The 25,095-nt window shown below is 40.9% G+C and carries 22 protein-coding genes and 1 tRNA gene; 9 read left to right on the top strand and 14 right to left on the bottom strand.

Annotated elements, in window-relative coordinates; all coding sequences use genetic code 11:
• The 7 genes from BWD42_RS06625 to BWD42_RS06595 all read right to left on the bottom strand — a co-directional run bounded on the left by BWD42_RS06625 (position 1) and on the right by BWD42_RS06595 (position 6,533).
• Positions 1-714, bottom strand: a complete 714-nt coding sequence (locus BWD42_RS06625; RefSeq protein WP_077434316.1) for a hypothetical protein — start codon at positions 712-714, stop codon at positions 1-3.
• A gap of 124 nt (positions 715-838) precedes the next feature.
• Positions 839-1,774, bottom strand: a complete 936-nt coding sequence (locus tag BWD42_RS06620; protein WP_077434314.1) for a 1-phosphofructokinase family hexose kinase — start codon at positions 1,772-1,774, stop codon at positions 839-841.
• Between the two features lie 332 nt (positions 1,775-2,106).
• Positions 2,107-3,507, bottom strand: a complete 1,401-nt coding sequence (locus tag BWD42_RS06615) for a TolC family protein (RefSeq protein WP_077434312.1) — start codon at positions 3,505-3,507, stop codon at positions 2,107-2,109.
• A 1-nt stretch (position 3,508) separates the two neighbouring features.
• Positions 3,509-4,666 carry an HlyD family secretion protein gene (locus BWD42_RS06610; RefSeq protein WP_077434310.1) on the bottom strand — a complete coding sequence of 386 codons (1,158 nt, stop codon included), beginning with the start codon at positions 4,664-4,666 and terminating at the stop codon, positions 3,509-3,511.
• A gap of 39 nt (positions 4,667-4,705) precedes the next feature.
• Complete coding sequence (locus BWD42_RS06605; RefSeq protein ID WP_077434308.1) at positions 4,706-5,080, bottom strand: DUF3302 domain-containing protein; 375 nt, start codon at positions 5,078-5,080, stop codon at positions 4,706-4,708.
• 73 nt (positions 5,081-5,153) lie between these two features.
• Entirely contained in the window at positions 5,154-5,804 is a 651-nt protein-coding gene (locus tag BWD42_RS06600) for a hypothetical protein (RefSeq protein WP_077434306.1), read from the bottom strand.
• A 102-nt stretch (positions 5,805-5,906) separates the two neighbouring features.
• Positions 5,907-6,533: a Crp/Fnr family transcriptional regulator gene (locus tag BWD42_RS06595; RefSeq protein ID WP_217700014.1), complete on the bottom strand. Its 627-nt coding sequence runs from the start codon at positions 6,531-6,533 to the stop codon at positions 5,907-5,909.
• 857 nt (positions 6,534-7,390) lie between these two features.
• Here BWD42_RS06595 and BWD42_RS06590 point away from each other — a divergent pair.
• The 7 genes from BWD42_RS06590 to BWD42_RS06560 all read left to right on the top strand — a co-directional run bounded on the left by BWD42_RS06590 (position 7,391) and on the right by BWD42_RS06560 (position 12,389).
• A complete protein-coding gene (locus tag BWD42_RS06590) occupies positions 7,391-7,582 on the top strand; it encodes a hypothetical protein (protein ID WP_077434302.1) in 192 nt (63 codons plus the stop codon).
• A gap of 5 nt (positions 7,583-7,587) precedes the next feature.
• Entirely contained in the window at positions 7,588-9,093 is a 1,506-nt protein-coding gene (locus BWD42_RS06585; protein ID WP_077434300.1) for a hypothetical protein, read from the top strand.
• A 645-nt stretch (positions 9,094-9,738) separates the two neighbouring features.
• Complete coding sequence (locus BWD42_RS25180; RefSeq protein ID WP_077434296.1) at positions 9,739-9,975, top strand: TSUP family transporter; 237 nt, start codon at positions 9,739-9,741, stop codon at positions 9,973-9,975.
• Positions 9,976-10,079: 104 nt separating this feature from the next.
• The gene (locus BWD42_RS24850) at positions 10,080-10,298 is read left to right on the top strand and encodes an MBL fold metallo-hydrolase (RefSeq protein WP_217700013.1); all 219 of its coding nucleotides are present in this window, start codon (positions 10,080-10,082) and stop codon (positions 10,296-10,298) included.
• Positions 10,261-10,701, top strand: coding sequence for a rhodanese-like domain-containing protein (locus tag BWD42_RS06570; RefSeq protein ID WP_217700011.1), 441 nt, complete (start codon positions 10,261-10,263; stop codon positions 10,699-10,701). The genes BWD42_RS24850 and BWD42_RS06570 overlap by 38 nt, the downstream gene beginning before the upstream one ends.
• Before the next feature lie 21 nt (positions 10,702-10,722).
• The gene (locus BWD42_RS06565) at positions 10,723-11,073 is read left to right on the top strand and encodes a rhodanese-like domain-containing protein (protein ID WP_317041800.1); all 351 of its coding nucleotides are present in this window, start codon (positions 10,723-10,725) and stop codon (positions 11,071-11,073) included.
• A complete protein-coding gene (locus BWD42_RS06560; protein WP_217700009.1) occupies positions 11,070-12,389 on the top strand; it encodes an MFS transporter in 1,320 nt (439 codons plus the stop codon). Before BWD42_RS06565 ends, BWD42_RS06560 begins: the two co-directional genes overlap by 4 nt.
• 549 nt (positions 12,390-12,938) lie before the next feature.
• Here BWD42_RS06560 and BWD42_RS06550 read toward each other — a convergent pair.
• Positions 12,939-13,011 (bottom strand) — tRNA-Lys (locus tag BWD42_RS06550).
• A gap of 131 nt (positions 13,012-13,142) precedes the next feature.
• A complete protein-coding gene (locus tag BWD42_RS06545) occupies positions 13,143-15,062 on the bottom strand; it encodes an ABC-F family ATP-binding cassette domain-containing protein (protein WP_077434290.1) in 1,920 nt (639 codons plus the stop codon).
• 60 nt (positions 15,063-15,122) lie between these two features.
• Between BWD42_RS06545 and BWD42_RS06540 the strand changes: the two genes are divergently transcribed.
• Both BWD42_RS06540 and BWD42_RS06535 read left to right on the top strand, forming a co-directional pair.
• Positions 15,123-16,157: a quinone-dependent dihydroorotate dehydrogenase gene (locus BWD42_RS06540; protein WP_077435857.1), complete on the top strand. Its 1,035-nt coding sequence runs from the start codon at positions 15,123-15,125 to the stop codon at positions 16,155-16,157.
• A gap of 7 nt (positions 16,158-16,164) precedes the next feature.
• Positions 16,165-16,944, top strand: coding sequence for a TIGR02757 family protein (locus tag BWD42_RS06535; RefSeq protein WP_077434288.1), 780 nt, complete (start codon positions 16,165-16,167; stop codon positions 16,942-16,944).
• A 441-nt stretch (positions 16,945-17,385) separates the two neighbouring features.
• On the opposite strand, the gene gap is transcribed toward BWD42_RS06535, so the two are convergent.
• From gap to BWD42_RS06505, 5 genes are all read right to left on the bottom strand, one after another.
• Entirely contained in the window at positions 17,386-18,393 is a 1,008-nt protein-coding gene (gap, locus tag BWD42_RS06530; RefSeq protein ID WP_077434286.1) for a type I glyceraldehyde-3-phosphate dehydrogenase, read from the bottom strand.
• A gap of 6 nt (positions 18,394-18,399) precedes the next feature.
• The gene (locus BWD42_RS06525; RefSeq protein ID WP_077434284.1) at positions 18,400-19,020 is read right to left on the bottom strand and encodes a TlpA family protein disulfide reductase; all 621 of its coding nucleotides are present in this window, start codon (positions 19,018-19,020) and stop codon (positions 18,400-18,402) included.
• Positions 19,021-19,249: 229 nt separating this feature from the next.
• Positions 19,250-20,344, bottom strand: a complete 1,095-nt coding sequence (locus tag BWD42_RS06520) for an AI-2E family transporter (RefSeq protein ID WP_077434282.1) — start codon at positions 20,342-20,344, stop codon at positions 19,250-19,252.
• Between the two features lie 501 nt (positions 20,345-20,845).
• Positions 20,846-23,884: an AAA family ATPase gene (locus BWD42_RS06510; protein WP_077434278.1), complete on the bottom strand. Its 3,039-nt coding sequence runs from the start codon at positions 23,882-23,884 to the stop codon at positions 20,846-20,848.
• A gap of 4 nt (positions 23,885-23,888) precedes the next feature.
• Positions 23,889-25,094 (bottom strand): exonuclease SbcCD subunit D, encoded by a 1,206-nt coding sequence (locus BWD42_RS06505; protein ID WP_077434276.1) that lies wholly within the window; start codon positions 25,092-25,094, stop codon positions 23,889-23,891.
• Position 25,095 lies beyond the last annotated feature (1 nt).

Raw genomic sequence — 25,095 nt, 5'->3', positions numbered from 1 at the left:
CTATTCTGACCACATTTCTTCAGTGTCCGTTACATTCTGTTCACGGTACAGTTTTCTGCCAATAGATCCTTTATCTCCCAAAGCGCGGCCTTTAATAAGCCAGGAACTGCCAAATAAGAAAAGCGCTATTGCTTCAAATACAAGGGTCGCATATTCAAAGAGCTTAAACGGGATCAAAGCGATACAAACGATAATACCATAGCCACAAAATCGGTAAATGTTATTTTCATTTATCACACTAATAGGAATCTCTTTGTTTTGTTCCTGACCAATGGTAAATACATGGATGGAAAGAAAGGCAAACGTGAGAAAAAGTACGGCCGCAAATCCAGAATGCAGTTCTTTTAAACCAATAGAAACCAACGTACATTGTGTACAACTGGAGCCAATTGGATCCGTTGGTATAAATGCAACTCCGATTGCCATAAACCCGGCGAGATTAGTAAGCAGATTATCATTTTTCCAGATGACTTTATTTCCATTGCCCTTATAGCAGATTAGAAATAGGCCAACAGCACATAAAACACCCGTAAAAATCTCCCGTAGATTTGAAAAATAGTAATGGCTGATAGATGGTTGAATGCTGGTGCCGAAAAACTTAAAAAGGGATAGCAAAACCAGGATAATAGGTAGAAAGATACCGAGATAGCCGATTGCCCGGCGTAATCTTCTATAAGCGAAAAGATTGTGGTTCTGAATTTTTTTGATATGCATAAATACAATAAAGTTGGGTTAAAAAGCTCCTTAAGGCTTGGCTCATAACGCATTGCCCAATACCGGATTGTTGCAGTTGAGCAGGTATTCTAAGAATTAAGCCATGCATTTCGAATCCATGTGCTTATAGCTTTCTGACCTCGTCATATAGTCTGTCCACATCTTTCTTTTGAAAGAGGGCAGTTCCCTCGGCCATGGTGGTTGCCGATCCGCAAGCTATTCCCATGCGAAGTACTTCTTCGATTGTGCCTTCTAGAGCCAGAATGGATACCATACCCGCTACCATACTGTCTCCAGCACCTACTGTACTACGTATTTTCACAAGCGGTGGAACCATCTGAATTTTTTCGGCTGCGGTGTACAGTACCGCTCCCCGTGCGCCCAGAGAGACGACAACGAGGACAGCTTGGCCCTGCGTAATTATTTGCCGTGCGGCATAATCCAGATCCGTACTAGATAGTTCCTCTTTTCCGACAAGAGCGGCTAATTCACCCGCATTTGGTTTCAGTAGATATACCCCTTCTTCCAGCGCAACTTTAAGTGCATCCCCCGAAGTATCTACGATCACTTTACTCCCTATAGCTTTATATTTATTGATAAGTAATCCGATAAAGTCCGCTGAGACAACGCCTGGGAGACTGCCGCTGATGACCACAAAGTCGGGTACCGGATTTAATTGGTCAACAATAGCCAGGATGTTTTCCTTTTCTTCGGCTGTAAAGGCTTCACCTGGAAATCCAAATCGGTATTGCTGGTTATTGGTCGTATCTACAGCCATAAAGTTCTCCCTTGTTTCACATCCTATAGGGATTGGTATAATATCGAGTTCTTCCTGCTTTAAAAGTACCTCCAACATATAGCCTGTTTTTCCGCCAGAGGTAAAAAGTGTATTTGAAGACATGCCAAGGCGTTTGAGTGCACGACTAACATTAATTCCACCGCCACCGGCTTCATACTTTGGAGTATCACAGCGCAATTTCTTTTCGGGAACAATGTTTTGAACCTTGGTACTTTTATCTACCGAAGGATTTAAGGTAATGGTTAATACAGTTTTTTTCATCTTTTTGTTCTCATTAAAATTAGTTACATCAACGTGAATTACTCGTTAACGTAACACGTCGTGACCCCCTGTAAGCAAAGGTGCTCACTTTCAATTTAATGTAGCTTAATTTTTAATCTCAGCATCGCCAGTTCTGTGACGAGGTACAGATTATGGGTAGCTTTTACATGAAGATAGTTGTTATTTGTTAATATACACAGAATAATTTGTGAAATTATGGGCAGCTGGATATCAATACGATTGAAGAATAACGATTATGATAAAATCCGTGGAATGAGAGGAAACAGAAAAGCTAATCTTTTGATTAGCTTTTCTGTTAGAACTTGAGTTATTTAAAAATGGGCAAGACCATTTGCTCCCAGGGCCATATAAAGGTTGATCCTTTCAATGCGCTGTTGGAGATGGAGATCGATATTGTTCATTTCCCTTTTTACAAGATCTCTTTGTTTTTGAAGCAGGATGAAACTATTGCTGCTACCGACATTAATCTGTTTTTTTGTTAAATCTATATTTTTTTCCAACGAGGAAATTGCCTGTTGCTGGAAAACCTCTTGCTTCTCAATTGAACCTAAATTTGCCAAAGCAGATTCCACCTCGTTGAAAGCCAATAGGACTGATTTTGCATATTCTTCAACGGCTTGTTTTTGTTGTGAAGTTTTTACTTCAACATTCTTTTTTAGTTTCCCCCCGTTGAAAATTGGCGTTGTTAAGCCAGCACCCACTTTTATCAATGGATTGGAAAATAGATTGCTTATTCCATCAACATTGGTACCAGCAGCCCCAAAACCAGCACCGATGTTAATAGCAGGTAGCCGTGCGGCTTTTGCTTCCTGAATCTCATAGAAGCTGGATTCTATTTGAAATTGCTTGGCCATAATATCAGCTCTCTTTTCCAAAACACTGAGTGGAAAATTTGTCGGGATATCCAGCTGTAAAGCCGAAAATTTCGCACTAACTTTTATCAAACCCTCGGGATATTTTCCACAAAGCATTTCCAAACTTCTTCTTGATTGCGAATTCGCATTTTTAATTTTCTCTAGGTAGGAGTTCAAGAGAATGGACTCGCTTTCAATATTGGACAAATCAAGTGCGTTTGCTGTTCCGACTTTATTTTGAACAGTTAAAATCCTTTTTAAGTCTTCCGTTTTCGTAATATACTCGTTGATTTTTTGCTCTTGGTACTGGCCTGCAATATTTAGGTAATATGCTTTAGCAATCATCGCGGCAATGGACTGTTCCAACATTTTTTGTTGATACGTCGCTGAAAAGTATTCGCTTACACTCGCCATTTCCGCAGATTTGTTTTTTCCCCAAAGATCAAGTTCCCAGTTGGCTTTTAATTGCAACTTGCCCATGTGGCTTCCACTAACAAGGTTGTTACCTGTATTTGCTAATGCATTAACACTTGGATAAAGGCTACTTCCGGCGATATCCATGGCTAATTCAACTTGATTCAGTTTTTCTTTGGAGATGATAATATCCGCATTATGGGTAAGCCCCTCTTTGACTAACTCTTCCAACTCTGGAGTGAGTAGTTCCTCCATCCACGCGTAGGAAAAAGCAGGTTGGTGCTTACCTTGTTCCTGAATCCATTTATCAGATATTTCAACATTCGCCTTAATCGCGCTTGTATTTTTTAATTCTTCAATCTTCTTAGGTGTTGCATTTTTGTACCCGATACATGAAGTCAAGTTGAGTAGGAGCAGGGCGCCCACACTTATTTTCTTTATCATATTAATGCAGTTTTGGAATTAAGTAATTGATTTTACTGCTCACACGCACCATTACTTTCCGGATAAGATGCAAGGGTTTGATGTGGTCGGAATAAATGACAGCCGTTCCTCTTGCACCGACAGTTAAGGATTGCTCGTTTTCGTCCAATACAAATTTTGCAATAAGCTTTCCATCCGTTTCGGGCACTAGTCGCGCTGTCTCCGGAATTCCTGATGTTGTGGCATTACCACCAAGCATTCCACCGGCATTGTTCATGATACCCTGACTGGTTGCATCAACCACATATTCCAATTTGGCTTTGACCACTTTCCCCGGAGCTGTTTTTAAAGCAAGCTCGACCTCATTTCCACTTTTTACCGTTTCCAACTCATTTTGAGAGAAGAAGGCGATAATAGATTGTTGTTTCTGGATCAGTACGAAAGCAGATTTGAACGGCGCCATCATGGCTCCTTCATTCAGCTGTACATTCGGAATCAGACCATCGGTAGGCGCTAAAACTACTGTTTGGGAAAGATTCCATTTTGCCTGATCCAATTTAGCTCTCAGTTCCGCAATAGACGCATTTTCGCCGTTATGAGTCGAATGATATTTGGCTTCCAATGACGATTTTTGAGCTTGAGCAGCGCTAATTCGAGATTGCAGATCCTGCGAAGTGGCGAGGGCTTGTTCCAGGTCAAACCTATTGGCAGCACCAGCAGCGACGAGTTCCTGATATTGCTTTATTCTTTTATTGCTCAGATCAAGCTGAGATTGTAAACTCAGTATATTTTTGCGTGAAGCATCGATATCCGAAGTATAGGAGGAAACGGTAGATTTCATATTGCTAAGTTGCGCTTCCAAGGATTTTATCTCTTGCTCGTATGGCACCGGATCTATGGTAAACAGTGTATCTCCTTTTTTTACCTCCTGATTTGTTTTTACATATACCTTCTTAACTTTCCCTAAGGTTTGGGTTGTAATATCGACACTGCGGTTTCCTACCTTTACATCCGATGTAATGGGACAAAAATAATTGAGGCTCAATATCAGTGCAATAGACCCAAAAATAGGTAAGGAGTATACAACGACCTGCGTATTGAAATTCCAAGGGATTAGTTTTAGTTTTTTGATAAGCAGCCAGCAAATACCAGCATATATTCCTATTAGTAATTCTAACATAATTTTTTGTTCTAGATGATTCTGTATTTCTTATAGAATTTATTTCTTTTCCTCGATAGCCAAGCTTTCTTCATCTGAAGAAGAGTCCGATTCACTAAAATCTGGAGCAGGTGTTTTATCTTTTTTGTAGTCGTAGTTTGCCCATATCAAAGCGACTGGCCAGAGAAGGCCGCCGAATATCAATGAAAGTAAACACATGCTTTTTATGGCATTCAACTGTGGGTGATTTTTCTTCTCCGCTACTTTTTCAGGATAAATGTGCACTTTCCAAAATAGAAATATTCCTGCGATCGGTAAGATGAATATGATCAGCCATGATGCGACATCTGCGATCCTGTCTTCGGTACCGCCTATAGCGGCATGCGAAACGCTGCACAACAGCAATAAGTATATTGTTGCGAATAATTTTTGCATGATAAAATAAATTTGGTGATAAAAATCTCGGCAATATCAATTAAGATAAAGCCGAGCATCATGAAAACATGATTTAAAACGAGTCTTTAGTTCCATATTCTTCGCGAAGTACATTTCGCAAAAGATCAACATTTTCATGGTAAATCGCAGTTTGTTGCGGGCTTAAGACTTTCTCAAATGCTTTGTCCGTTTTCTTTAGCGCTTTATGCAGTCTACGTTGTGCATTTTTTTTACCTCTATTATTATCCGTGGAAAAGTATAAGTCTAAGTCCTTTCTTACATTTTTTACTACTGTTTGATTGATTTCAAAAATCGGATCGAGCTGGTCTTGGGCTAGATCCAACATTTTAGCCATGACAATAGTTCTAAAAGTAGCTGCTCTAATTATTTTGTTTTCCTTAAAGAGTTGAAATTGTACCGGTGATAGAATTTCCTGTATAGCTAGGTTCCTTTGTTTTAGGATATCTGTAAAACTTTCCATGTTCTTAGTAGCACCTATTTGTTGAGTGTTACTGTTTTGGGGTAAGTTTTCTACAGCATTGGCCGCCTGAAGGTTTATTTGATAGACCCGTTCGGCTTGCGTTGTTGTCATATTCAAAAATGACATTTCTTGGGTGATGTACAGGCCGACCTTTTCTGCCTCCTGAGATTGGGCATGTGCTGCATTAACTTCCAAAAGTGCGAATAAGCTTAAGACTCCTATTCTTACAATAAATTTGTTCATTTTGTTTCGTTTTAAATCATACTATCTGTGCAAATGGCTGTTTCACAGCTTTTTTGACGAAGCAAAATTAGAACGAATACAGGCTAAAAAAGTATTCTTAAGTTAGTTTTTTGGTGGGCGTTTTTTTTGTATACGGGCTGTTAATCTAGATAAAGAATTTGGCGTAATGCCCAAGAAATTAGCGATATGCTTACGATTTGTGTTTCTGGTAATGTACGAACGGTTTTCTAGGAAAACCTCATAACGTGCACTCGGAGAATCACTACATAGCTGCTCGGTACGGATGCGTAGGGTATCAATTATGATTTTTAAGGATTTGACATAAAACTGGAAAATCCCTTTATGTTGAAAGGCCAAATCTTCAAATAGTTCTTTCGGAAATAGCAGTAATTGGGTGTCCACAACAGCTTCGATGGTGTACTTTGTTTCCCGTCGGTCAGCATAATACTCAGGGATACTGGCGATAAATGCATGATCTGCTTCCGAGGAGAAGAAAACATTATTTTCGGTACCGTCATCCGAATAGAAATACCAACGTAATAGACCAGCCGTGAGCACAAAGACGGAATCAAAACGGTCATCCGTTTCCACAAGTTTTGTCTTTTTGGGAAGAAACAACGGCTTGCATATTTTCGACAATTCGAGCCGTTCATCATCATTCAACTGATGAATAGATTCCAAATGTTGTAATATTTCCGGTTGGCTTAACATTATTGTTAATGTATACATTCAAATTTAATAAAATCGGTTTGATTATCATTGATAATTAACATCCACCGCATTTAATTCATCTACCTAGACAACAAGTTTTGGGAGGGGTGTTAGATGGCCCATTATTTTTTTTGCGAAAAGTACTATTGAGCAGGGACCTTATGCATACAGAAAATGAAATGGAATCAGTTGATAAGGAATTTAAATAATTGCTGGCTATAAAGTTCAAACTTATTGATTTTATAGTAAAATCCAAGTTATGAGCCAATGTGGTTAAAGTCTCACAATATTAGATATTGATACGGAGCGTGGGGGGATCAAAAATTTTATCCATTATTGGGATTTTTTACTGGTGATCCAATACAAGAAGCACAATTGTATTGGATTGTCCTATAAAAAGTTGGTATAGGCCTATAAAAACAAACTTTTGTCCTAATATAATTAGCCTATATAGCTCTAATTTTATCCTCGCTAGAATTTTGTAATTAAATGAATACAGCTTTCTCTTTTGGCATAGAAACAATACAGGGATAAATAGGGCATAGGAATGTATCGTTAAGATCTGAGCCGTCCAAAGTTTGTTAATTATAATTATCCACTAAACATACAATACTTATGAAAAACCGAGGCCCGCAAAAAAATCATACGAGTTATTGTCGCCGTGGTAAGTGTAGGAAAGGAAGCCAGAATTGCTGCAGGCTTAACGAATGCTAAGTTTGTTAAATACATTCCTTGGTTCCTGCATTTGGCTTTTCCCTGCGTTGCATCGCTGAAAAGTAAAAGCTTTCATATATCCATTAAAGTTGGAAATTAAATTTTTCGCTCAGTATCGCCATGAGTATTTGCGATATATTCTATAAATAAATAAAAATAAAATGAAAATCAACAATCAAAAACACAAGAAAAAGTACATTCCACCGAAGTTTGGAATATTGCAAGTTGAATTAGAACAGTCTGTTGCAGCTGGTTCAGCAAGCATTAATACTGGATCGCAAGATGCCAGTCAGACCCCTTCAGAACGGGAATTTGAATCGGGATGGTCCAATAGTAGAGATTACGACATTTAATAGCAATGAAAAAATATTTTAGCATATACAGCATGGCCCTAGTTCTGGGAATGAGTTCGATCACGGCCATCTCCTGTTCAGAAAAAGAAAATAAGGAAGATTTACAAGTCAACAAAGGCAATATCGCTATCCGTTCGGTACGTTTTGTAAACGATGAAAACGTAATCAATGTTGGCGGAACAGTAAAAAAAGGCACGGCGGCGACCAGCCAACAAGATGCTGCCGCTTTAGAAGCAAGCATGACATTCGAGTCAAAAGTAGTATCCCCATTGAATATTCAGTCCGCAGCTGACTTTGACTTCGCTACAGATATGCAGACTAACGCGCTCGGGGAACCGGAAAATAGCCTGAAAGCATCGACAAATTCGAACAAGCCAAGGGCAGCGGATATTCCCTTAAATCAGAATAAAAAATTTCGCTTGATCTTTATAAAAGATGGGGCTTCCACACCGGTGTACAATGGGTTGCTCAATGCGGGACAGGATCCTAATCTTACGGTAGAGGCCAATGCCAAGTATAAATGGTACGCCATTTCTGTCAATGATCCATCCACCGCACCTGATATCGATGGCAATGGTAACATTGCAGGTGCGGATCTGGCAAACAAAGATTTTATGTTTGCTTCCGGTGAAATTACGACGCAGCCTGAAAATAATTATCTTGATATCCTATTCCTTCGCCAGATGGCGGCCATTGAGGTTAAGATTAATACCCGGGGAATCTTTGGTGGAATTACCGACAATTCAACCTTCTCGGTCGGTAAAGGTACAGGTACGGCTTTTACCAATATTATACAGACCGGTGATTTCAGCATTTTTAACGCAAGTTTTTCCAATTTGCAGGATGTTGGCCCGGTCAATGGGTCGGAAATGACCGTGGTGGACAGCCGCTGGGGCAATGCAGAAAAGATTGCGCATTTTTATACGGCCAATACAAGCTCTATTTCAGCCAATAACTTACGGGTTCGGCTAGACGGTCTCCATATTACACTGGACGATAATAGTACCCGAAACTTTGCAGCAAATAGTATTGTCCCCATCAGTCACGGCTCGACATTGAACCTGACCAAAGGTACCTTGTCCAAAACCAATGTACGTCTGATCGAATCGGGGGTGAGTGTCAGCGGTCTGGTCTGGGCGCGTACCAATCTAGTTTACGATAGTGAGAAACTCTATGGTGGAAGCTACACACAGGGAGCCTCTGATGCCTATCGCTTTCGCACGGATAATAATTATTCCTACCCATCCATAAATACGGAATATTGGAATTTTGGTACAACGACCCCGCGAGGAACAGACTACCGTACAGTCGATCAATGTAAAAGGGTCTATCCGGAATTGACCTGGAGGTCGCCACTTGAAAGTGATCCTCAGGAGTATACTAGACTAAGGAACAATACTAACCGTAAAACTTCCATTACAAGAGTCCCTGATGGTTACAGACACACAATTACTTGGACAGGTACGCAGGCCCATAATTCTGCTTATCCGGACAATGATTTGGTCCTATAGTATTATGGCTATATCGATAATAACGGTAATCGTCAGCAGATCCCTTCGGGCAGTTCGGCCGGTACAGGAACGCTTCGCTACAAAAGTGCATCTTTTAATACGAGCAATAACGGAAATCGGATCCTTTATGCAGAAGTCAGTAATGGCACCTTTCAAAATATGTCGATTCAGGAAGTGGCTTTTAGTCAGGGTAATACCATCCGCTGTGTACGTAATGTAATCAATAATTAAATAAGATTTTAACCTTTAATGGTTAGTATATCGTGCCGCGATGGTAGAGGTGTGGGTGGATCAGCTTTTGTTGATCCACCTTTTTTTGTAGGTCATCAGTGTGGAACTATCGTTAAAACAAAAAAAGTCAATCTTGCGATTAGCATTTCTCTTGTGAACTCCTTGGTGTTCTCCCAATCCATTTTCGTACACTGATTTGAAAATGTTCTGGATACCAAAAATATTCTGTTGATGGTCATTTTTGCACTACTGATGGTTTTTGCTGCGTATAGTATGATAAAAACGGCAAACAGGCGGAACAAATAGCGCAGCCGAACTATTGGTAGTTCTTCTCGCAATGTTTCTTTATTGGGCTCATTACTGGGCTCACTGGAGCCGGAAAAGTTTTTTTTGATTATTCCGGTAGTGGTCAATATGCTCATAATAAAGGCGGTGGGCACTTCACTGGTTATTATTTTTATCAATTTCATGCTGGGATTTTTATTATCCATCTCAAACATTACGGTTCAATGGTCTTTTTTACTTGTAATCACAGCTCTTGCTGTAATTGGAATAATTATAGGAGGTTCCCTAGCGTCAAAAATTGACGGCAAGAAACGCAAGCCCGCATTCGATTGCTTTGTGTTAGATGGGCATTTATATTATCGTTAAAGAAACGATCCTGTAATAAAAGTCGCTTGTGTAACATAAGTGACCGTTCAAGCAAAATGAAAATAGGAAATTTGCAATATCATAAACAATTAAATTATAAGACAATGACAGTAGAACAGATTTATACCGGGTGTTTGGCACAAGGTGCTTATTACATCACGTCTAACGGTCAGGCAGCAATTACTGATCCATTGCGTGAAACACAGCCCTATGTAGACAGGCTGAAGATAGATGGTGTACAATTGAAATATATTTTTGAAACACACTTTCATGCCGATTTTGTAAGTGGAGGCGGTCACCCGTTTAAGCCGTGTTGGATTTGACAATGTATTGGGACATTTGGAAGGTGGATTGGAAAGCTGGATAAAAGCAGGAAAAGAAATCGATACTGTAAACCGTATCACAGCCCAGCAGTTTGAGCTGGAAGCGAAAGCCGACAAAATCAAAGTGATTGATGTCCGTAAAGAATCCGAATATGCTTCTGAACATGTGCAAGACGCTTATAGCAAACCTTTGGCCTATATCAATGACTGGGTGAGGGATATCGATCCCAAGGAGCATTTCTATCTGCATTGTGCCGGTGGGTATCGAAGTGTAATTGCCGCCAGTATTTTACAGGCAAGAGGGTATCGGAATTTTACAGAAGTGGAAGGCGGTTTCAGTGCCATTGCACAGACCCATGTTCCTAAGACCCAATTCGTGTGCCAGAGCAAAATGCTTAAATAATTTCATTTCCATCATCAAAAAATAATTATACAATGTTTAAGTTATTCAAATAAGTTATTCAAAAATATATTTGGACCGGCCGATTACAGTCCTCTAAAAGAAGCAATCCAAAACGGAGCTTTTCTAGTCGATGTACGTACACCCGGTGAATTTTCAATGGGAAGTGTAAAAGGGGCTGTAAATATTCCCCTCAGCGGAATACTAAATGAACTGTCAAAATTCAGGAGCAAGAAGGCCATAGTCGTGTTTTGTAGAAGTGGTAACCGAAGTCGCCGGGCAAAACATATTTTGGAACAGGGCGGACTGAACAACGTTATCAATGGTGGTTCCTTTAAAAACGTGAGCCAGATAGTAAATACAGAGAAATTTTGAAGAAAGATAAAGAAATTAGAAAAGGAAGAGGTATGGGCAAGGTAGTGAAAAATAACATCCAACAGGGATTAAAGGAAAACTGGAAACAATTTGTCATTCTGGTCATTGTAAATGCCTTTGTGGGTGGTATGATTGGTATGGAGCGTAGTATTTTCCCCCGGTTTGCCGAAGTGAAATTTGGTATTGAATCGAAAGCAGCCATTCTTTCTTTTATTGCAGCATTCGGAATTACAAAGGCTATTGCTAATTATTATACCGGTAAGCTGGCCAATAAATTTGGAAGAAAGAAATTATTGCTGCTGGGATGGCTTATAGCCATACCAGTTCCGCTAATACTGATTAACGCGACCGACTGGAATTGGGTATTATTTGCCAATGTTCTGTTGGGAAGCAGTCAGGGATTAACCTGGAGCAGCGCCGTGATTATGAAGATAGATTTGGTAGGCGAAAAAAACCGTGGACTGGCAATGGGCTTAAATGAATTTGCGGGATATTTTGCTGTTGGGTTGGTGGCATTTTTCACGGGATATGTAGCACACCAGTATGGAGTTATGCATTATCCGTTCTACATCGGAATTTTCATCTCTATTGTAGGCTTTCTTCTTTCATTGATCTGGGTAAAAGATACCAATATCTTTGTTCAGAAGGAAAAGGTAACATCATATACAAAAAAGCTGAACAATGTTTTTATCGAAACTACTTTTAAAAACAAAACATTGAGTTCGGTGACTCAAGCGGGGCTGGTTAATAACCTGAATGATGGTATGATCTGGGGTTTATTGCCGATAGCATTGCTATCGCTTAATTTTAATACCGAAAATATAGGGATTATTACAGCAGCTTATCCAACAGTTTGGGGGATCGGTCAATTGTTTACCGGGAAAATGTCTGACCATTATTCAAAAAAAGCGATGCTGTTTTGGGGTATGTTCCTTCAGGGAGTAGCCATCCTTATTATTCCGTTTACCAGTCAGTTTTATGCACTTTTAGTTCTTTCCGGATTATTAGGTTTGGGTACAGCTTTGGTTTATCCCACATTTCTTTCGACGATTGCAGCGGCAACATCGCCGGTACAGCGTGCTGAAAGTATAGGAACTTTCAGGTTATGGAGGGATATGGGATATGCTTTTGGGGCTGTAATTTCTGGTGGGGTTGCTGACTTGATGGGAATAGAATATGCCATTTTTATTATCGGCAGCTTGACCATTGTTTCAGCTCTCGTTATCAGATTCAGGATGCCCAAAATAATCAGTATACCAACTGATATCAGATCAAGGGAAACTAGTTTTGAAGATAAGTTGGAAAATCAATTTTGATAACTCACTATTAGCTTCTGATGTATAGGAGTTTAATCTGATAATAAAGGTTCCATTGAATTTTCGTGATCATCAAGAAAATCAGTGTATGAGTAAATATCTTTAGCAAAGTTTCTGCTATTGGCTATGTTCACTTTTGATTTGAAAATAGCCCAGAATATCCTAAAAGGGCAGCGTGTAGACCGGGAACAATATTAAAATAAGGATATCCTTCCGGATGTTTTTAATGTTCCGGACGCTCCCCTTGAAAAGACGCTGGTGCAATTAAAAGGGAATCTTTATCGCCACACCAATGGGACATTACCAGCCCTTCACCGCGAACTTGTTTGATTAACAATAAGGTGCGATAATAATAGATCCCGCATTGACTCAGGCTGCGATCTGCTTGAATGCTGAAATAAAATTATATTGATGTGGGGCATTATACACCTGCAACTCTTGCCGATATCAAGGCAGAAAAGGAATATATGGTCAGTCGCCATCCCTTTGTTCGAATCCTGAATACCGTTAAAACAAGAAAAGCCAATCTTGCGATTAGCTTTTCTCTTGTGATCCCGCTGGGATTCGAACCCAGGACCCATACATTAAAAGTGTATTGCTCTACCAGCTGAGCTACGGAATCGTACTTCTTTTTTGAACTAGTGTTCCTTGTTTGAAGTGATGCAAAAGTAGGGCTTTAATCCTATTCCTGCAAATTTTTTTGGCTTAAAATAGCGGGTTCTTGCTTAAAAAGCTGATTTTAAGCGGAAAAAATTAACTGTTTTCCAATTCCATAATTTCCTCAGCCAATTGCTCCCATTGTTCTTGAAATTGGGTTAATTGAGCCTTTGCTGAATTGTAAGCACGCGTAGTTTCCTGTAGCTTAGTCGCATCCGAATATACCGCTTCATCAGCCAGTTTCAGTTCAAGGTCCTTCACCAATATTTCCTGTTCTTCGATCTTCTTCTCCAATGTCGAAAGCTCTTTGTTCTTTTTGCTCAATAATCGTGTCCGATCTTCGGAAGGAACCTGTTTTTCTTTTTTGACCTTAGGCTCTTCTTTAACCTTTTTTTCAGGTTTGACCTCCGTTTTTACAACACGTTTAGCAGCCCATTCTTCATATTCCTGATAAGTGCCCGGATATTCTTTGATCTCCTTGTCTTCGATATACCAAATTTTGTTGGCGACGTGATCCAAGAAATAGCGGTCGTGGGAAACAACGATAAAAGTTCCTTCAAATTGTTGCAGCGCCTGGATCAGGATGTTGACCGATTGCATGTCCAAGTGGTTGGTGGGTTCATCGAGTGCCAGAAAGTTGGCATCTGCTGTCAATGCTTTGGCTAAGGCTACACGGGATTTCTCTCCACCGGATAACACCTTGATTTTTTTGAAAGCATCGTCGCCCGTAAATAGGAAACAACCCAATATCGAACGCAATTCAGTCTCTGTATGTTTTGGTGCAAAGGCCTGCAGTTCGGCTAATATGGAGTTTTCGAGATGGAGTGCCTCCAACTGATGCTGCGCAAAGAAGGTTTGGGACACATTGTGACCATGTTCCGATTTTCCTTCGAATTGATCATCTGAGCCGGCTACAATACGGAGTAGGGTGGACTTACCCTTTCCGTTCGCACCGATCAAAGCAATTTTATCACCTTTTTCAATAATCGCGGAGGTATTTTTTAATATCTCGAGGTTCGGGTAAGATTTAGAGATATTATCTAAGGTGACCACATGACGCCCGGAAGGTTTTGAAAACTTAAAGCTGAAGTTGACCGTGGGATTATCGTCATCCACGTCTTCAATTTTCTCCATGCGATCTAAGGCCTTAATCCGCGACTGCGCCATTTTCGCTTTGGAAGCTTTCGCACGGAAACGCTCGATAAGCCGTTCCTCCTGTTTGATCTTAGCCTGCTGATTTTTGAACTGATTGGCCTGTAACTCGTTTCTTAATTCCTTTTCTTCCAGATAAAAGCTGTAGTTACCTGCATAAAGTGTTAATTTCCCCTTACGCGATTCCACGGTCTTTTTGATGATCCGGTCCAGAAAATATCTATCATGTGATACAATAACTATTGCTCCGTCAAATGCCTGCAAATAATTCTCAAGCCATTTGATAGAAGGTAAGTCCATATGGTTGGTTGGCTCATCCAGTAATAGAATATCTGGTGTCTGCAACAAGATTTTAGCAAGCATCACGCGCATACGCCAGCCCCCCGAGAATGTGGCCAATGGTCTTTTTTGTTCTTCTTCGGAAAAACCTAGACCAGCGAGGATCTCGTGTGCTTTGAATTCAAGGTTATAACCATCCAGCGCTTCAAATTCCAATTGTTTATCGCTTAGTTTATTGAGAATATCGTCCGAATAATCTGTTTCTAATTTCGCAAGTAAGTCTTCGATTTCGGCATGTAGTTGATTTTGGCGTTCGAACGCTTCCATAGCGACGTATAGAATACTTTTGTCCGAATGGTAGGATAATAAGTCCTGGTTTAAGTAACCTATCTTGAGATCCTTTGCCATGGAAATTGTTCCCGAAGTTGGGGAATATTGACCAACGATCAAACGCAATAAGGTTGATTTTCCGGCTCCATTGGCGCCAATTAATCCTACTTTATCACCTGGTTTGATGTGCCAGTTTGCCTCATCGTACAACGCTCGGGATCCTATTTCAAATGTTAAATTATTTATTGATATCATTTCAAATGCAAAAGTACAAAAGTAATGAATATTTCTTCTTGTTTGACTAACTTTGCGATTATGTATAAATTAGTCAAACCTATATTCTTTACAATGAATCCGGAGATGGCTCACCATAAAGTGACCAGCGGATTGAATGTCTTCTCAAAAATCTGGGGTGCCAAGCAATTATTGAACGCTATTTTTACGGTAGAAGATCCTCGCTTGGAACGTGAGGTCTTTGGACTTAAATTTAAAAATCCCGTAGGGCTGGCGGCAGGCTTCGATAAAAATGCCGAATATATAGCGGACATGACTAATTTAGGTTTCGGTTTTATTGAAATCGGAACAGTTACACCAAAGCCTCAGCCCGGAAATGATAAACCGCGGATGTTTCGTCTAGTACCCGATGAAGCCCTGATCAATCGTATGGGGTTTAATAACCAGGGAGCGGATGTCGCTGCAAATCGCCTGAAGAATCTAAAAGACAGAAAAGGGCTTCTAATCGGCGGTAACATTGGAAAGAACAAGGTTACTCCGAATGAAGAAGCGGTAAATGACTATATCTACTGTTTCAATGCCCTTTTTGAGTATGTGGATTACTTTGTTGTCAACGTCAGTTCGCCGAATACGCCGGGCTTAAGGGATCTGCAGGAAAAAGAACCGCTAAAAAAGATATTGAACACACTTCAGGAGCTGAATAAAACGAAGTCAGCCCCAAAACCTATTTTGCTTAAAATCGCACCTGATCTCACCCATAGCCAACTGGATGATATTGTAGAAATCGTGATGGAGACACAAATTGCTGGGGTCATCGCAACCAACACGACGATTTCGAGAGAAGGGTTAAAGAGTCAACAGGAATTGATCCAGGAAGCAGGAGGGGTGAGTGGACGACCATTGACCAAGCGTTCGACGGAGGTAATCCGTTACCTAAGCGAGAAATCAAACAAAGCATTTCCGATCATTGGTGTCGGCGGTATCCATTCCGCGAAAGATGCGATTGAGAAATTGGATGCTGGGGCTAGCCTTATTCAGGTCTATACCGGATTTATATACGAGGGACCAGGGTTGGTATCAAATATCTGTAAAGAGATATTACAGACAGGACGGTAGTAAAGCCATGGCGGTAGATTTTAATTTGAAAGATTTTTTGGATAAAAAGGTTGATGAATATAATCAACCTAATTTTATCCCCCATGATCCCATATCCATTCCACATCAATTTTCAAGTAAGAATGATATCGAGATTACGGGGTTCCTGGCGTCTATAATGGCTTGGGGACAACGTAAAACCATCATCAATAAGTGTAATGAACTGATCGAGAGAATGGACGGCGCGCCTTATGATTATATCATGAACCATACCGATCAGGACCTCAAGAGCCTGCTTGGTTTTAAGCACCGTACATTCAATGATACGGACATTCTTTATTTCGTTGCCTTTTTCCGGTACCACTATAGCCACTTTGTGTCTTTAGAAGATGCTTTTTTGGTCGGGCAGGAAAACCTGGTGGAGGTGGATCTGGAACAGGCACTCAATGCTTTTAAAAGCTATTTCTTTTCGCTGCCGGACTATCCGCACCGGACGCGTAAACATATCAGTAGCCCAGCCCAAAAATCTACTGTCAAACGTATCAATATGTTTTTACGCTGGATGGTCCGAAAGGATAATAAAGGAGTAGATTTTGGAATTTGGAACCGCTTGTCTCCAAAAGACCTGATCTGTCCTTGTGATGTACATGTCGAACGTGTAGCGCGAAAATTTGGACTGATTACCTTGGAAAAGGTCAACTGGAAGACCGCACAGGAGCTAACAGCCAATCTTAGATTGCTGGATTCCAATGATCCCGTAAAATATGATTTTGCGCTTTTTGGCCTGGGGGTAGAAGGGGAGCTCTAAAGTCCCTTCAAGTCCGTTAAACTCGGCTCAAGTCTCTTCAACTACCTTAGCCCGGCACAGACCTCACACCGATAACGCACGCATTCGGTGATATTATCCCACCAACGGCGCACAAGGCCAACGGGTATACCAGCTAGCTGCAGCCTTGATACCATACCCATATCGCAGGCATCTAGGGGCGCTGTCCCTAGGGTGAGGCATACGGCCTACGGATATGGTAGAGAGAGCACTGCAGGTTTAAAGGTTTTGGCAAGCCGAAAGAAACTGCAGTAAGACCATAATGATTGACAGATATAGCACAAAGCGAAAGGAGCTTTTCAGGTGCCTCATCTGTGCTTCGTGCCTGTTGGTATGTTTGCACAGCAATGACGGTCAAAAGAGCAATAAAATAGCCTGTATGCTAAAATACAGGCTTTTTCAATATTTTTGTCTACTGTAGCATTAGACGAGCTTGTCAATCTTGATCAAAAGGTCCACTAAGCGATTCGAATAGCCAAACTCATTGTCATACCAGCCTACAACTTTCACTAATCCACCCACAACCGAAGTCAATTGCGCATCGAAAACACAAGAGTAGGGATTGTTTATTATATCAACAGACACAATAGGGTCTTCGGTATAAAACAATACCTCCTTCAATTCATTTTCGGCTGCAGCTTTAAAGGCTTGATTGATTTCTTCGACCGTTGTTTCTTTTTCCAAAGTACAGGTAAAATCTGTTAAGGAACCATTCAGCACGGGAACACGTATACCTGCTCCGCCCAATTTATTCTGTAAATGGGGAAAGACATTGGTAATCGCTTTGGCAGCACCTGTGGTTGTCGGTATGATTGCCGAGGAGGCTGCACGTGCCCGTCGCAGATCCTTGTGTGGTGCGTCATGCAGGTTTTGATCGCCCGTCATAGAGTGTACCGTGGTGATATATCCATCCTTTATCCCCCAATTGTCATCTAAGATTTTGACCAAAGGGGCAACATTGTTGGTCGTGCAGGAGGCATTGGATAAGATGGAAGCCGAGAGATCGACAGCACGATCGTTGATACCAAGCACAACCGTTGGAATATCTTTGTCCGTTGGCGGAGCAGAGATAATTACTTTTTTTGCACCTGCCGTCAGATGAAGGGTTGCTTTTTCACGGTTGGTAAAATGTCCCGTAGATTCAATGACAACATCGATATGTAAAGATTCCCAGGGCAGTAAAGACGGATCTTTTTCATTGCTCACCAAAATGGAATGGCCATTCACGATAACGTGATTCTCATCATGTGTAACAGTGCCAGGGAATGGCCCATGCACTGAATCGTATTTAAATAAATGGGCCAAAGTCTTCGTATCTGCCAAGTCATTGATGGCGACGACCTGCAATTGATCAAAAGCATTCCGGAGAAAAATATTGCGTAATGTATTTCTCCCAATACGTCCGAATCCGTTTATTGCTATATTGAGCATTTCAGCTTATTTATGAAATTGGGTAATGGCCTCATTGATGTTTTTCTCACCTTCCCAATGCGCTTTGAGTTTCCCGTCAGCACCGTAGACATAATTTGCCGGGAACTGCGAAGGAACATGTATGTTTTGGATGAAATTTTGATCCTTGTCAATTAAGACTTCCACATTGGAAGATTTAGACAATTTTGGCGCGAAGCTATCAAAGAATCCCAAGACAAGTGCTGGATCATTCATGGAGATATAAAAGATATTGACATCTTTTAGGCGATCAATATTTTTCTCAAGTTCGGTTGCTTCATGCTGACAATGACTGCATCCCGGATCAAATAAAATAAAAACGGTATTCCTATCTTTCGCAAGGTTCTCATTGCTGATACGTATGCCTGATCGAAGTTGGTAAAAAGTGAAATTAGGAAGAATTGCTGCCGGTCCAGAAGCTTGGCTAGCAGTAGTTTGCGTATGGTCATGGCCTGCATGGTCGTGCCCGGCATGATCATGATTCTCAGTTGTATTTTCTGTTTGAGTACCGTCCGTACCAGCTGTCTTTTGATTGCCCTTGTTGTTACACGAATAAAGCATGCCTGCAGTAAGCAGTGCCGTTACTCCTAAAATTATTTTTTTGTTCATAGACTACCTTTGATTTTTAAACCAGTTTTAGTGATTTCTTATATTTTGGCCTATTTGCAGAATGGATTATAGCCTCTAACTTTAGCTGGACATATTCATTCTGCGGATTTGCCATTGAAGAACCAAAACTATAAAAAAAATGGAATTAAGCAGTACCCAAACTCAAGTTATGACAGTTTGCTGGTTATCTTTTTGCCATTTATCCGCTTTTATTATTCCGGATTTTATACTATTCCGTTGTATCTGTAGTATTGCTTGGACTATTTGGTTCTATCAATGAGGTAGATTGTATAATTTCCGGCGTACTGCGACCAAACTCATTGCTATATACTTTGAGCAGGACTCCCACGCAGGATAGAATAAGCGGACCAAATATTAGCCCTAACATACCAAATAGATTTAAACCCAGTAACACTCCAAAAACAGTGATTAAGGGATGCACATCTCCGAGTTTTTTCAAAATTGTAAACCGAAGAATATTATCGATACTTCCGATGATAATGATGCCGTAGAGCGCTAGCCCGATCGCATTTCCGGACTGCCCATTCGCCAGTAGGAACACTGCGGCTGGGAGATAGACCACCATAGTGCCTAAAATGGGGATTATGGTAGCTACAGCAGTCAGAATCCCTAAAAAAATAGGGTTTTCCAGACCGAAAAACCAATAACCCAGCGCTGCAACAACACCCTGGCACATCGCAAGAATCGGAATGCCAATGGCATTTGATTTAACCATCATGTCGAATTCTTGCCATAACTCAGCCTTACTCGTTTTTGAGAACGGAATGGCATTATATAATGTTTTTTCTAATTCTTTGCTGCTGACCAGCATAAAGTAAAGTACAAATAACGCAACCAGTACATTGACACCAACCTCAGCCACAGAATTCAGAATATTGGGAATAAACTTCGCTGCTCGTTGGAGGGCTCCCATCAATGCGGTATCGGATAGATCGATGTTGCTCAGATAGGGGCTGTCTTTGAAATAGGTTTTAATGGAATCGAATTTTTCCATAATCTCCTCTTTATTATTAATTGCCTCAGTCACTTGTGGTACCATATAATTGATCAATAAATAGAGGGGACCGACTAAAAACACAATCGTAACAAGGATCAATAAAAGACTGGCAATAGATTTCTTCCATCCTCTTTCTTCTGTCAGTTTAAAATTGATCTTGCGAAACAGGACGTAGAGCGTGATAGCCCCCAAAAAGCCGGGGAGATAATAGAATAAGTTTGTAAAGATCAAAATGCATATCAACAAAATAATGATGATAAGCATAATCTGGTTAATCGAATTGTTGTTTATTTGTTTGTATTTCATGTGTCTGGATTAAAACCTTTTTTTTACATCTACGTATCGTATGACAATATTTTACCACAAATGTTTTACCTTGTTAAAATAAACTTCCTTTTTTAAAATTTCAATGTTTTTTTCAATTACTTTCCGCAGATGGCTATGCCACGGAGATAGGTTCCGGATTAGCAGTGATAGCGGGAGGGTAAGTTGACGGAAGCGGGGAGGTGAACTAATATCAAAAGTTAATTTTGATTCTGTGGCATTAAAATATCTTTGAGGATGGACATGATATCATATTGCTTGACAAATAGCATCGATTGTGTTGTTTGATTTGCTTTGGAGTGACTGTTATTTGTAGCCGCTAAATGTACGGTTGATTTAGCTGATTTATGAAAAAAAGGATGAGACCCTTTCCCTTTTTTGTTGTTTGAAAATAAGCCCATAATCTTTCGTTTTTGGTTATAGTACCAGTCTTTTGGATACCGGTACTATATCTAATCTACAAAATAACTTTGAAAACTGCAATTAATTGATGAAAATTTGGCTTCCATGTTCTTCATCCTTTTCTATAGAAAGTGATATCGGAATTCGCTCCTTTAACTCTTCCACGTGGGAGATTACACCGACTATACGATTTTCCTTTTGGAGGTCCAGTAATGTTTCGAATACGATATTAACGGAAGCAATATCTTGGGTACCAAAACCTTCATCAATAAAAAAGAAGTTTTTTGCAGCCTTGGTATTGGACTGTACGCTTTCGGCCAAGGCCAGCGCCAGACTTAATGATACCTGAAACGCCTGCCCCCCAGACAGCGTTTTAACACTTCTGCTTTTACCTTCATTCAGATAGTCTATAATTTCAAATTCGTTATTCTCATTAATCTGTAAGCTCAGCTGGTTGCGTGTCATCCTGTGAAAGCGGATATTGGCATGGTCACAGAGCTGCCGTAAATAGATGGATGAAACGTACTGGACAAATCCCGCGCCCTTAAACAGGTTAAAGAGCTGTTTAAGATCATCGTTACGCAGGTTTAGCTTCGCCTGTTGTTGAAGTAAAACTTCTTTTTTGGCATAGGCAGTCTCCAATTGGTTTAACTCCTGTTCATATTTAGCGACGTTCTCCGTCAGAGTTTTTAACTGATGGGAACTTTCCGCTAAAGCTGCTTCCTGTAGTAGAAAAGCTGCTTCATCGTAGACTTTATCTGCTAACTTTTTGTCGAGTTGTGTGATTTGTGCTTTCAACGTCTCAAACTGGATCTGAAATTGTTCCAGTTCCGCCCGGATTTTCTGAACGGGCAAATTCTCCGCCAAGGTATCCCTTACCTCATCTATTGTTTCAAAGGGGGAACTATGGAGCAGTTGTGCGATCGTTGTTTCAGTTTGTAGGATTTCAGCCTGTATGCTATTGATGCGGTTGTGGATAGATCGAACTAGACTTTCCTGGGCTGCAAACTGGCTGTTTAATCCATGGAGCTGTTCTGTCAACGTTGTATAGTTTTGTTCTATCCGTAGGTTCTCAGCTTTTAATGTCTTATACTCGATTTCAATAGCTGCCTGGTCCGAAGATTGATAATCTGCCCACTTCAAATGTTTTAAATGACCTATGTTCTGATTGATTTGCGTTTGTTTGCGTGCTTCCTCGAGCTCAAGTTCATTTAGCCTTCTGTTTGCTTTATCCAGCTTTTTCTCAATCTCAATCAATAGCAGCTGTTCATTGCTTAAAAGTTGTTCCAACGCTGTGATCTGGCCTTCGATACTGGAAAGGGCTAGTTTCTTCTGTGTATAGATTGATTCGTCGGTGCTGCTGTAATTAGCCCATGTAAATTGACTCAGGTGACTGGATTTGTGCGATTGGTTAAGCTGTATTTTCGCTGTCAGATCCTTTTTCTGCGTGTTCAGGGTCTGTAGTTGGAGCAAGAGTTTCTCGATCTCAAATTTTTGATCGGTCCTGAATTTAATACGTGAATGAATTGCCGCAATCGATTCTTGGTTGTCTGCGAGTTCTTGGCTAATATCCGTTCCTTCGGCAATAGCCGGATGTTCCAGTGATCCGCATAGGGGGCAGGGAGACCCCTCGTCCAAATTTGCGGCAAACTGCGTGAGCTTTTGCTGTAACAACAGATGTGCTTTCTCGTCATTTAATTTAGCAAGTTTGGTTTCAAGCTCCAGCAATTCGCTGGCATAATCGGCGTCAAATTCAGCCGCATCAAAGTTGTACTGTTTTAGATCAAGTTGTAAGGCGCTTATTGCGGAGTTTAATGCCAAAAGCTGTTGTTGGAGCTCATTCTCTTGTTGTTGTATAACTTGCTGTCTCGTGTACCATTGCCCTAGTTCCATCAGTTCATTTGCGGATGGTTTTGATTGCTTAAGCTGCTGCAGCGAGGCTTCTGTTTTTTGGATTCTGATTTTACCCTGTGCCTGTTGTTCCTTCGTTTCCTCCACAAAAAGCCGTCCTTTTTGTGCACTTTCATTAACACGCTTTATCTCTATCGTAAACGTGATCAGCTGCAAAATTAGCTCCAGATCCAATTCACTTGTTCGTCTTTCGGTTAAACGTTCGTATTGCGGTTTAATCTGCTGCAGCTGTAAGGACAACTGTTGTGTCATCTGCTGTATTTCGGTGGATTTTGCTTTTTCCCGTTGTAATCGCTCTTGTTCCTGCGAATTTTCCTGTTTCGACTTTTCCTGTGCCTGGAGGATATGATAGAAGTTTGCATACGCTTCTTCAAAGCGGATCAAACGTTGGCGTATTTGCTCTTTCTCTTGCTGCTGTTTCGATAGATCCTGAAAAAGGGACTTCATTTTGTGCAATTCCAGAAAATCTTCTTTCAGATTTTTCAGTGCCTGAAATTTCTCCTGGAGCAGTTTGTTGGCATCCTGGGCCTTAAAGAAAAATTCACGTTCCGCCATCAGCTTTTCCCGTACTGTTTGAATACGCTCGCTGCTAATCTCTTCAAACCCCATTAATTGGCCATTGAGCTGATCCAGCTCGGACTGATTTTTTTTATAAAGCGCGGCAACCTTATCCTGTAGATCGAAACGATGGAGCTGAAAAATTTCCTTCATCATATCCGTACGCTCTTTCGCTCCCAGTTCAATGAACTCTTTAAATTGCCCCTGTGGGATAATAATTGTTCTTTTAAAGTTTTCGTAGCTTAAACCTATGATAGGCTGTGTGTTACTGCTTTCCTGTGGAAGCCATTGTTCATCGATTTTTTCATATAAGACAACCGTTGGTGATTTGACGTCCTCAAAATTTTTGGAGTTTCGTTTAAATTCCCGGGTGACCCTAAACGTTCGGTTTTCAAAATTGATGAAATCCAGTTCGATATACGAGCGGTTTGATTTCAGATTCATCATATTATAGGCACGTCTGTCCCGCGCATTTAACCGTTCGGTTTCCCCGTACAAGACATAGGTGATCGCTTCGAGGATAGATGATTTACCCGATCCTACTGTGCCAAAAATGCCAAAAAGTCCAGCATCTGTCAGTGCCGTAAAATCTATTGTCTGCCGTTCCTGATAGGAATATATGCCTTCTACAGTTAACCTTAAAGGGATCATGGATTTAAGAATTTAGTATTTCGCGAAAAAGGTTGAGGATATCATCATTGGGCGCCTGATTGGCATTTTTGGATTTAAAATAATCACTGAAAAGTGTAGAAATATCTTGGGTCAGATTAATTTCTTTTGTATCCATGATATCTTCATTTTCCTGCTGAACGACAGGGATTAAATAAACGATGCCAGAGTGAGTCTGATAAATCAATTTACGGTCTTCGGCTTTCAGGAATGTGTCGGACTTAAGGGTTAATTCCACCAACGTGTCGGGATTTTCAGTAAGCCAGGCAATACAGGGGTCAATAGCTGCAAAAGATTTTCGGACCAATGGCTTTCCCTGACGCAGTGGGACGCGTTCGAATGTGACATGTGCATCCGGTAGGGCATTGACAATATTGACATATTTGGTTTGACCGGCTTCAGCAAAACTATAGCAAAGGGGAGAGGAGGCATAGACCACAGGTTTTTCTGGGGAGCCAATGTTTTTGAAACCATGGATATGCCCCAAAGCGGTATATTGAATCTGAGCTGGGATGGATTCCGAATAGATGAGGTCAGCATTGCCGATTTTAATCGGCTTTTCACCATCCGGTTCCTTAATTAACGCTGAGCCAATCTTATTCATATACAGGTGTGCGGTCAAGATGTTGACACCTTTACTGTCGCAATAGGTCTCAGCTAATCTTCGCCAATTTTCTGCGAGCGCCTTGTTGAGTTGGACTTCTTTGTCCTCGCCGAGGTACTGCTTGAGCCGGATTTCATTGGCATAGGCTGTGTGGAGTATCCGGATCGGATAATCGTACCCTTGAAGGCTCAACTCAATAAACCCATTGTCGGAGCGCAGGACGGAGAAACCCTCGGTTGAAAATGGGGTAACAAGTGCATTGGGATGACCGATGAGAATTATGCCAGAAGCGCGGGCCAAAGGGTCCGGAGCATCGATTAAATTGGGTGAATCGTGGTTTCCAGCTATAGCGATAACTGGGCGCATGCCATTTTTTGCCAGTCGTTTGATGGTTTTGTAAAATAGTTCAATGGCCTCAACACCCGGATTGAATGAGTCAAAAAGATCACCAGCGATCAGCACCAGGTCAACCTCCTGTTGGTCGGCGACCTGAATAATCTCCTCCATGACCAATTGCTGTTCATCCATTCGGGAAAAGCTGTCCAATCGTTTCCCTAAATGCCAGTCAGCAGTATGCAGTATTTTCATG

Origin of the sequence: Sphingobacterium sp. CZ-UAM (assembly GCF_002000245.1) — a bacterium.
GTDB lineage: Bacteria > Bacteroidota > Bacteroidia > Sphingobacteriales > Sphingobacteriaceae > Sphingobacterium.
This window is presented reverse-complemented; position numbering and strand designations above follow the sequence as displayed.

Coding starts and splice junctions, on each gene's coding strand:
- BWD42_RS06535 (WP_077434288.1), top strand. CDS start 16,165: ATGGCGGTAGATTTTAATTTGAAAGATTTTTTGGATAAAAAGGTTGAT.
- BWD42_RS06605 (WP_077434308.1), bottom strand. CDS start 5,080: ATGCAAAAATTATTCGCAACAATATACTTATTGCTGTTGTGCAGCGTT.
- BWD42_RS25180 (WP_077434296.1), top strand. CDS start 9,739: ATGCTCATAATAAAGGCGGTGGGCACTTCACTGGTTATTATTTTTATC.
- BWD42_RS06585 (WP_077434300.1), top strand. CDS start 7,588: ATGAAAAAATATTTTAGCATATACAGCATGGCCCTAGTTCTGGGAATG.
- BWD42_RS06590 (WP_077434302.1), top strand. CDS start 7,391: ATGAAAATCAACAATCAAAAACACAAGAAAAAGTACATTCCACCGAAG.
- BWD42_RS06620 (WP_077434314.1), bottom strand. CDS start 1,774: ATGAAAAAAACTGTATTAACCATTACCTTAAATCCTTCGGTAGATAAA.
- BWD42_RS06520 (WP_077434282.1), bottom strand. CDS start 20,344: ATGAAATACAAACAAATAAACAACAATTCGATTAACCAGATTATGCTT.
- BWD42_RS06615 (WP_077434312.1), bottom strand. CDS start 3,507: ATGATAAAGAAAATAAGTGTGGGCGCCCTGCTCCTACTCAACTTGACT.
- BWD42_RS06545 (WP_077434290.1), bottom strand. CDS start 15,062: ATGATATCAATAAATAATTTAACATTTGAAATAGGATCCCGAGCGTTG.
- BWD42_RS06625 (WP_077434316.1), bottom strand. CDS start 714: ATGCATATCAAAAAAATTCAGAACCACAATCTTTTCGCTTATAGAAGA.
- BWD42_RS06610 (WP_077434310.1), bottom strand. CDS start 4,666: ATGTTAGAATTACTAATAGGAATATATGCTGGTATTTGCTGGCTGCTT.
- BWD42_RS06595 (WP_217700014.1), bottom strand. CDS start 6,533: ATGTATACATTAACAATAATGTTAAGCCAACCGGAAATATTACAACAT.
- gap (WP_077434286.1), bottom strand. CDS start 18,393: ATGCTCAATATAGCAATAAACGGATTCGGACGTATTGGGAGAAATACA.
- BWD42_RS06525 (WP_077434284.1), bottom strand. CDS start 19,020: ATGAACAAAAAAATAATTTTAGGAGTAACGGCACTGCTTACTGCAGGC.
- BWD42_RS24850 (WP_217700013.1), top strand. CDS start 10,080: ATGACAGTAGAACAGATTTATACCGGGTGTTTGGCACAAGGTGCTTAT.
- BWD42_RS06505 (WP_077434276.1), bottom strand. CDS start 25,094: ATGAAAATACTGCATACTGCTGACTGGCATTTAGGGAAACGATTGGAC.
- BWD42_RS06540 (WP_077435857.1), top strand. CDS start 15,123: ATGTATAAATTAGTCAAACCTATATTCTTTACAATGAATCCGGAGATG.
- BWD42_RS06600 (WP_077434306.1), bottom strand. CDS start 5,804: ATGAACAAATTTATTGTAAGAATAGGAGTCTTAAGCTTATTCGCACTT.
- BWD42_RS06510 (WP_077434278.1), bottom strand. CDS start 23,884: ATGATCCCTTTAAGGTTAACTGTAGAAGGCATATATTCCTATCAGGAA.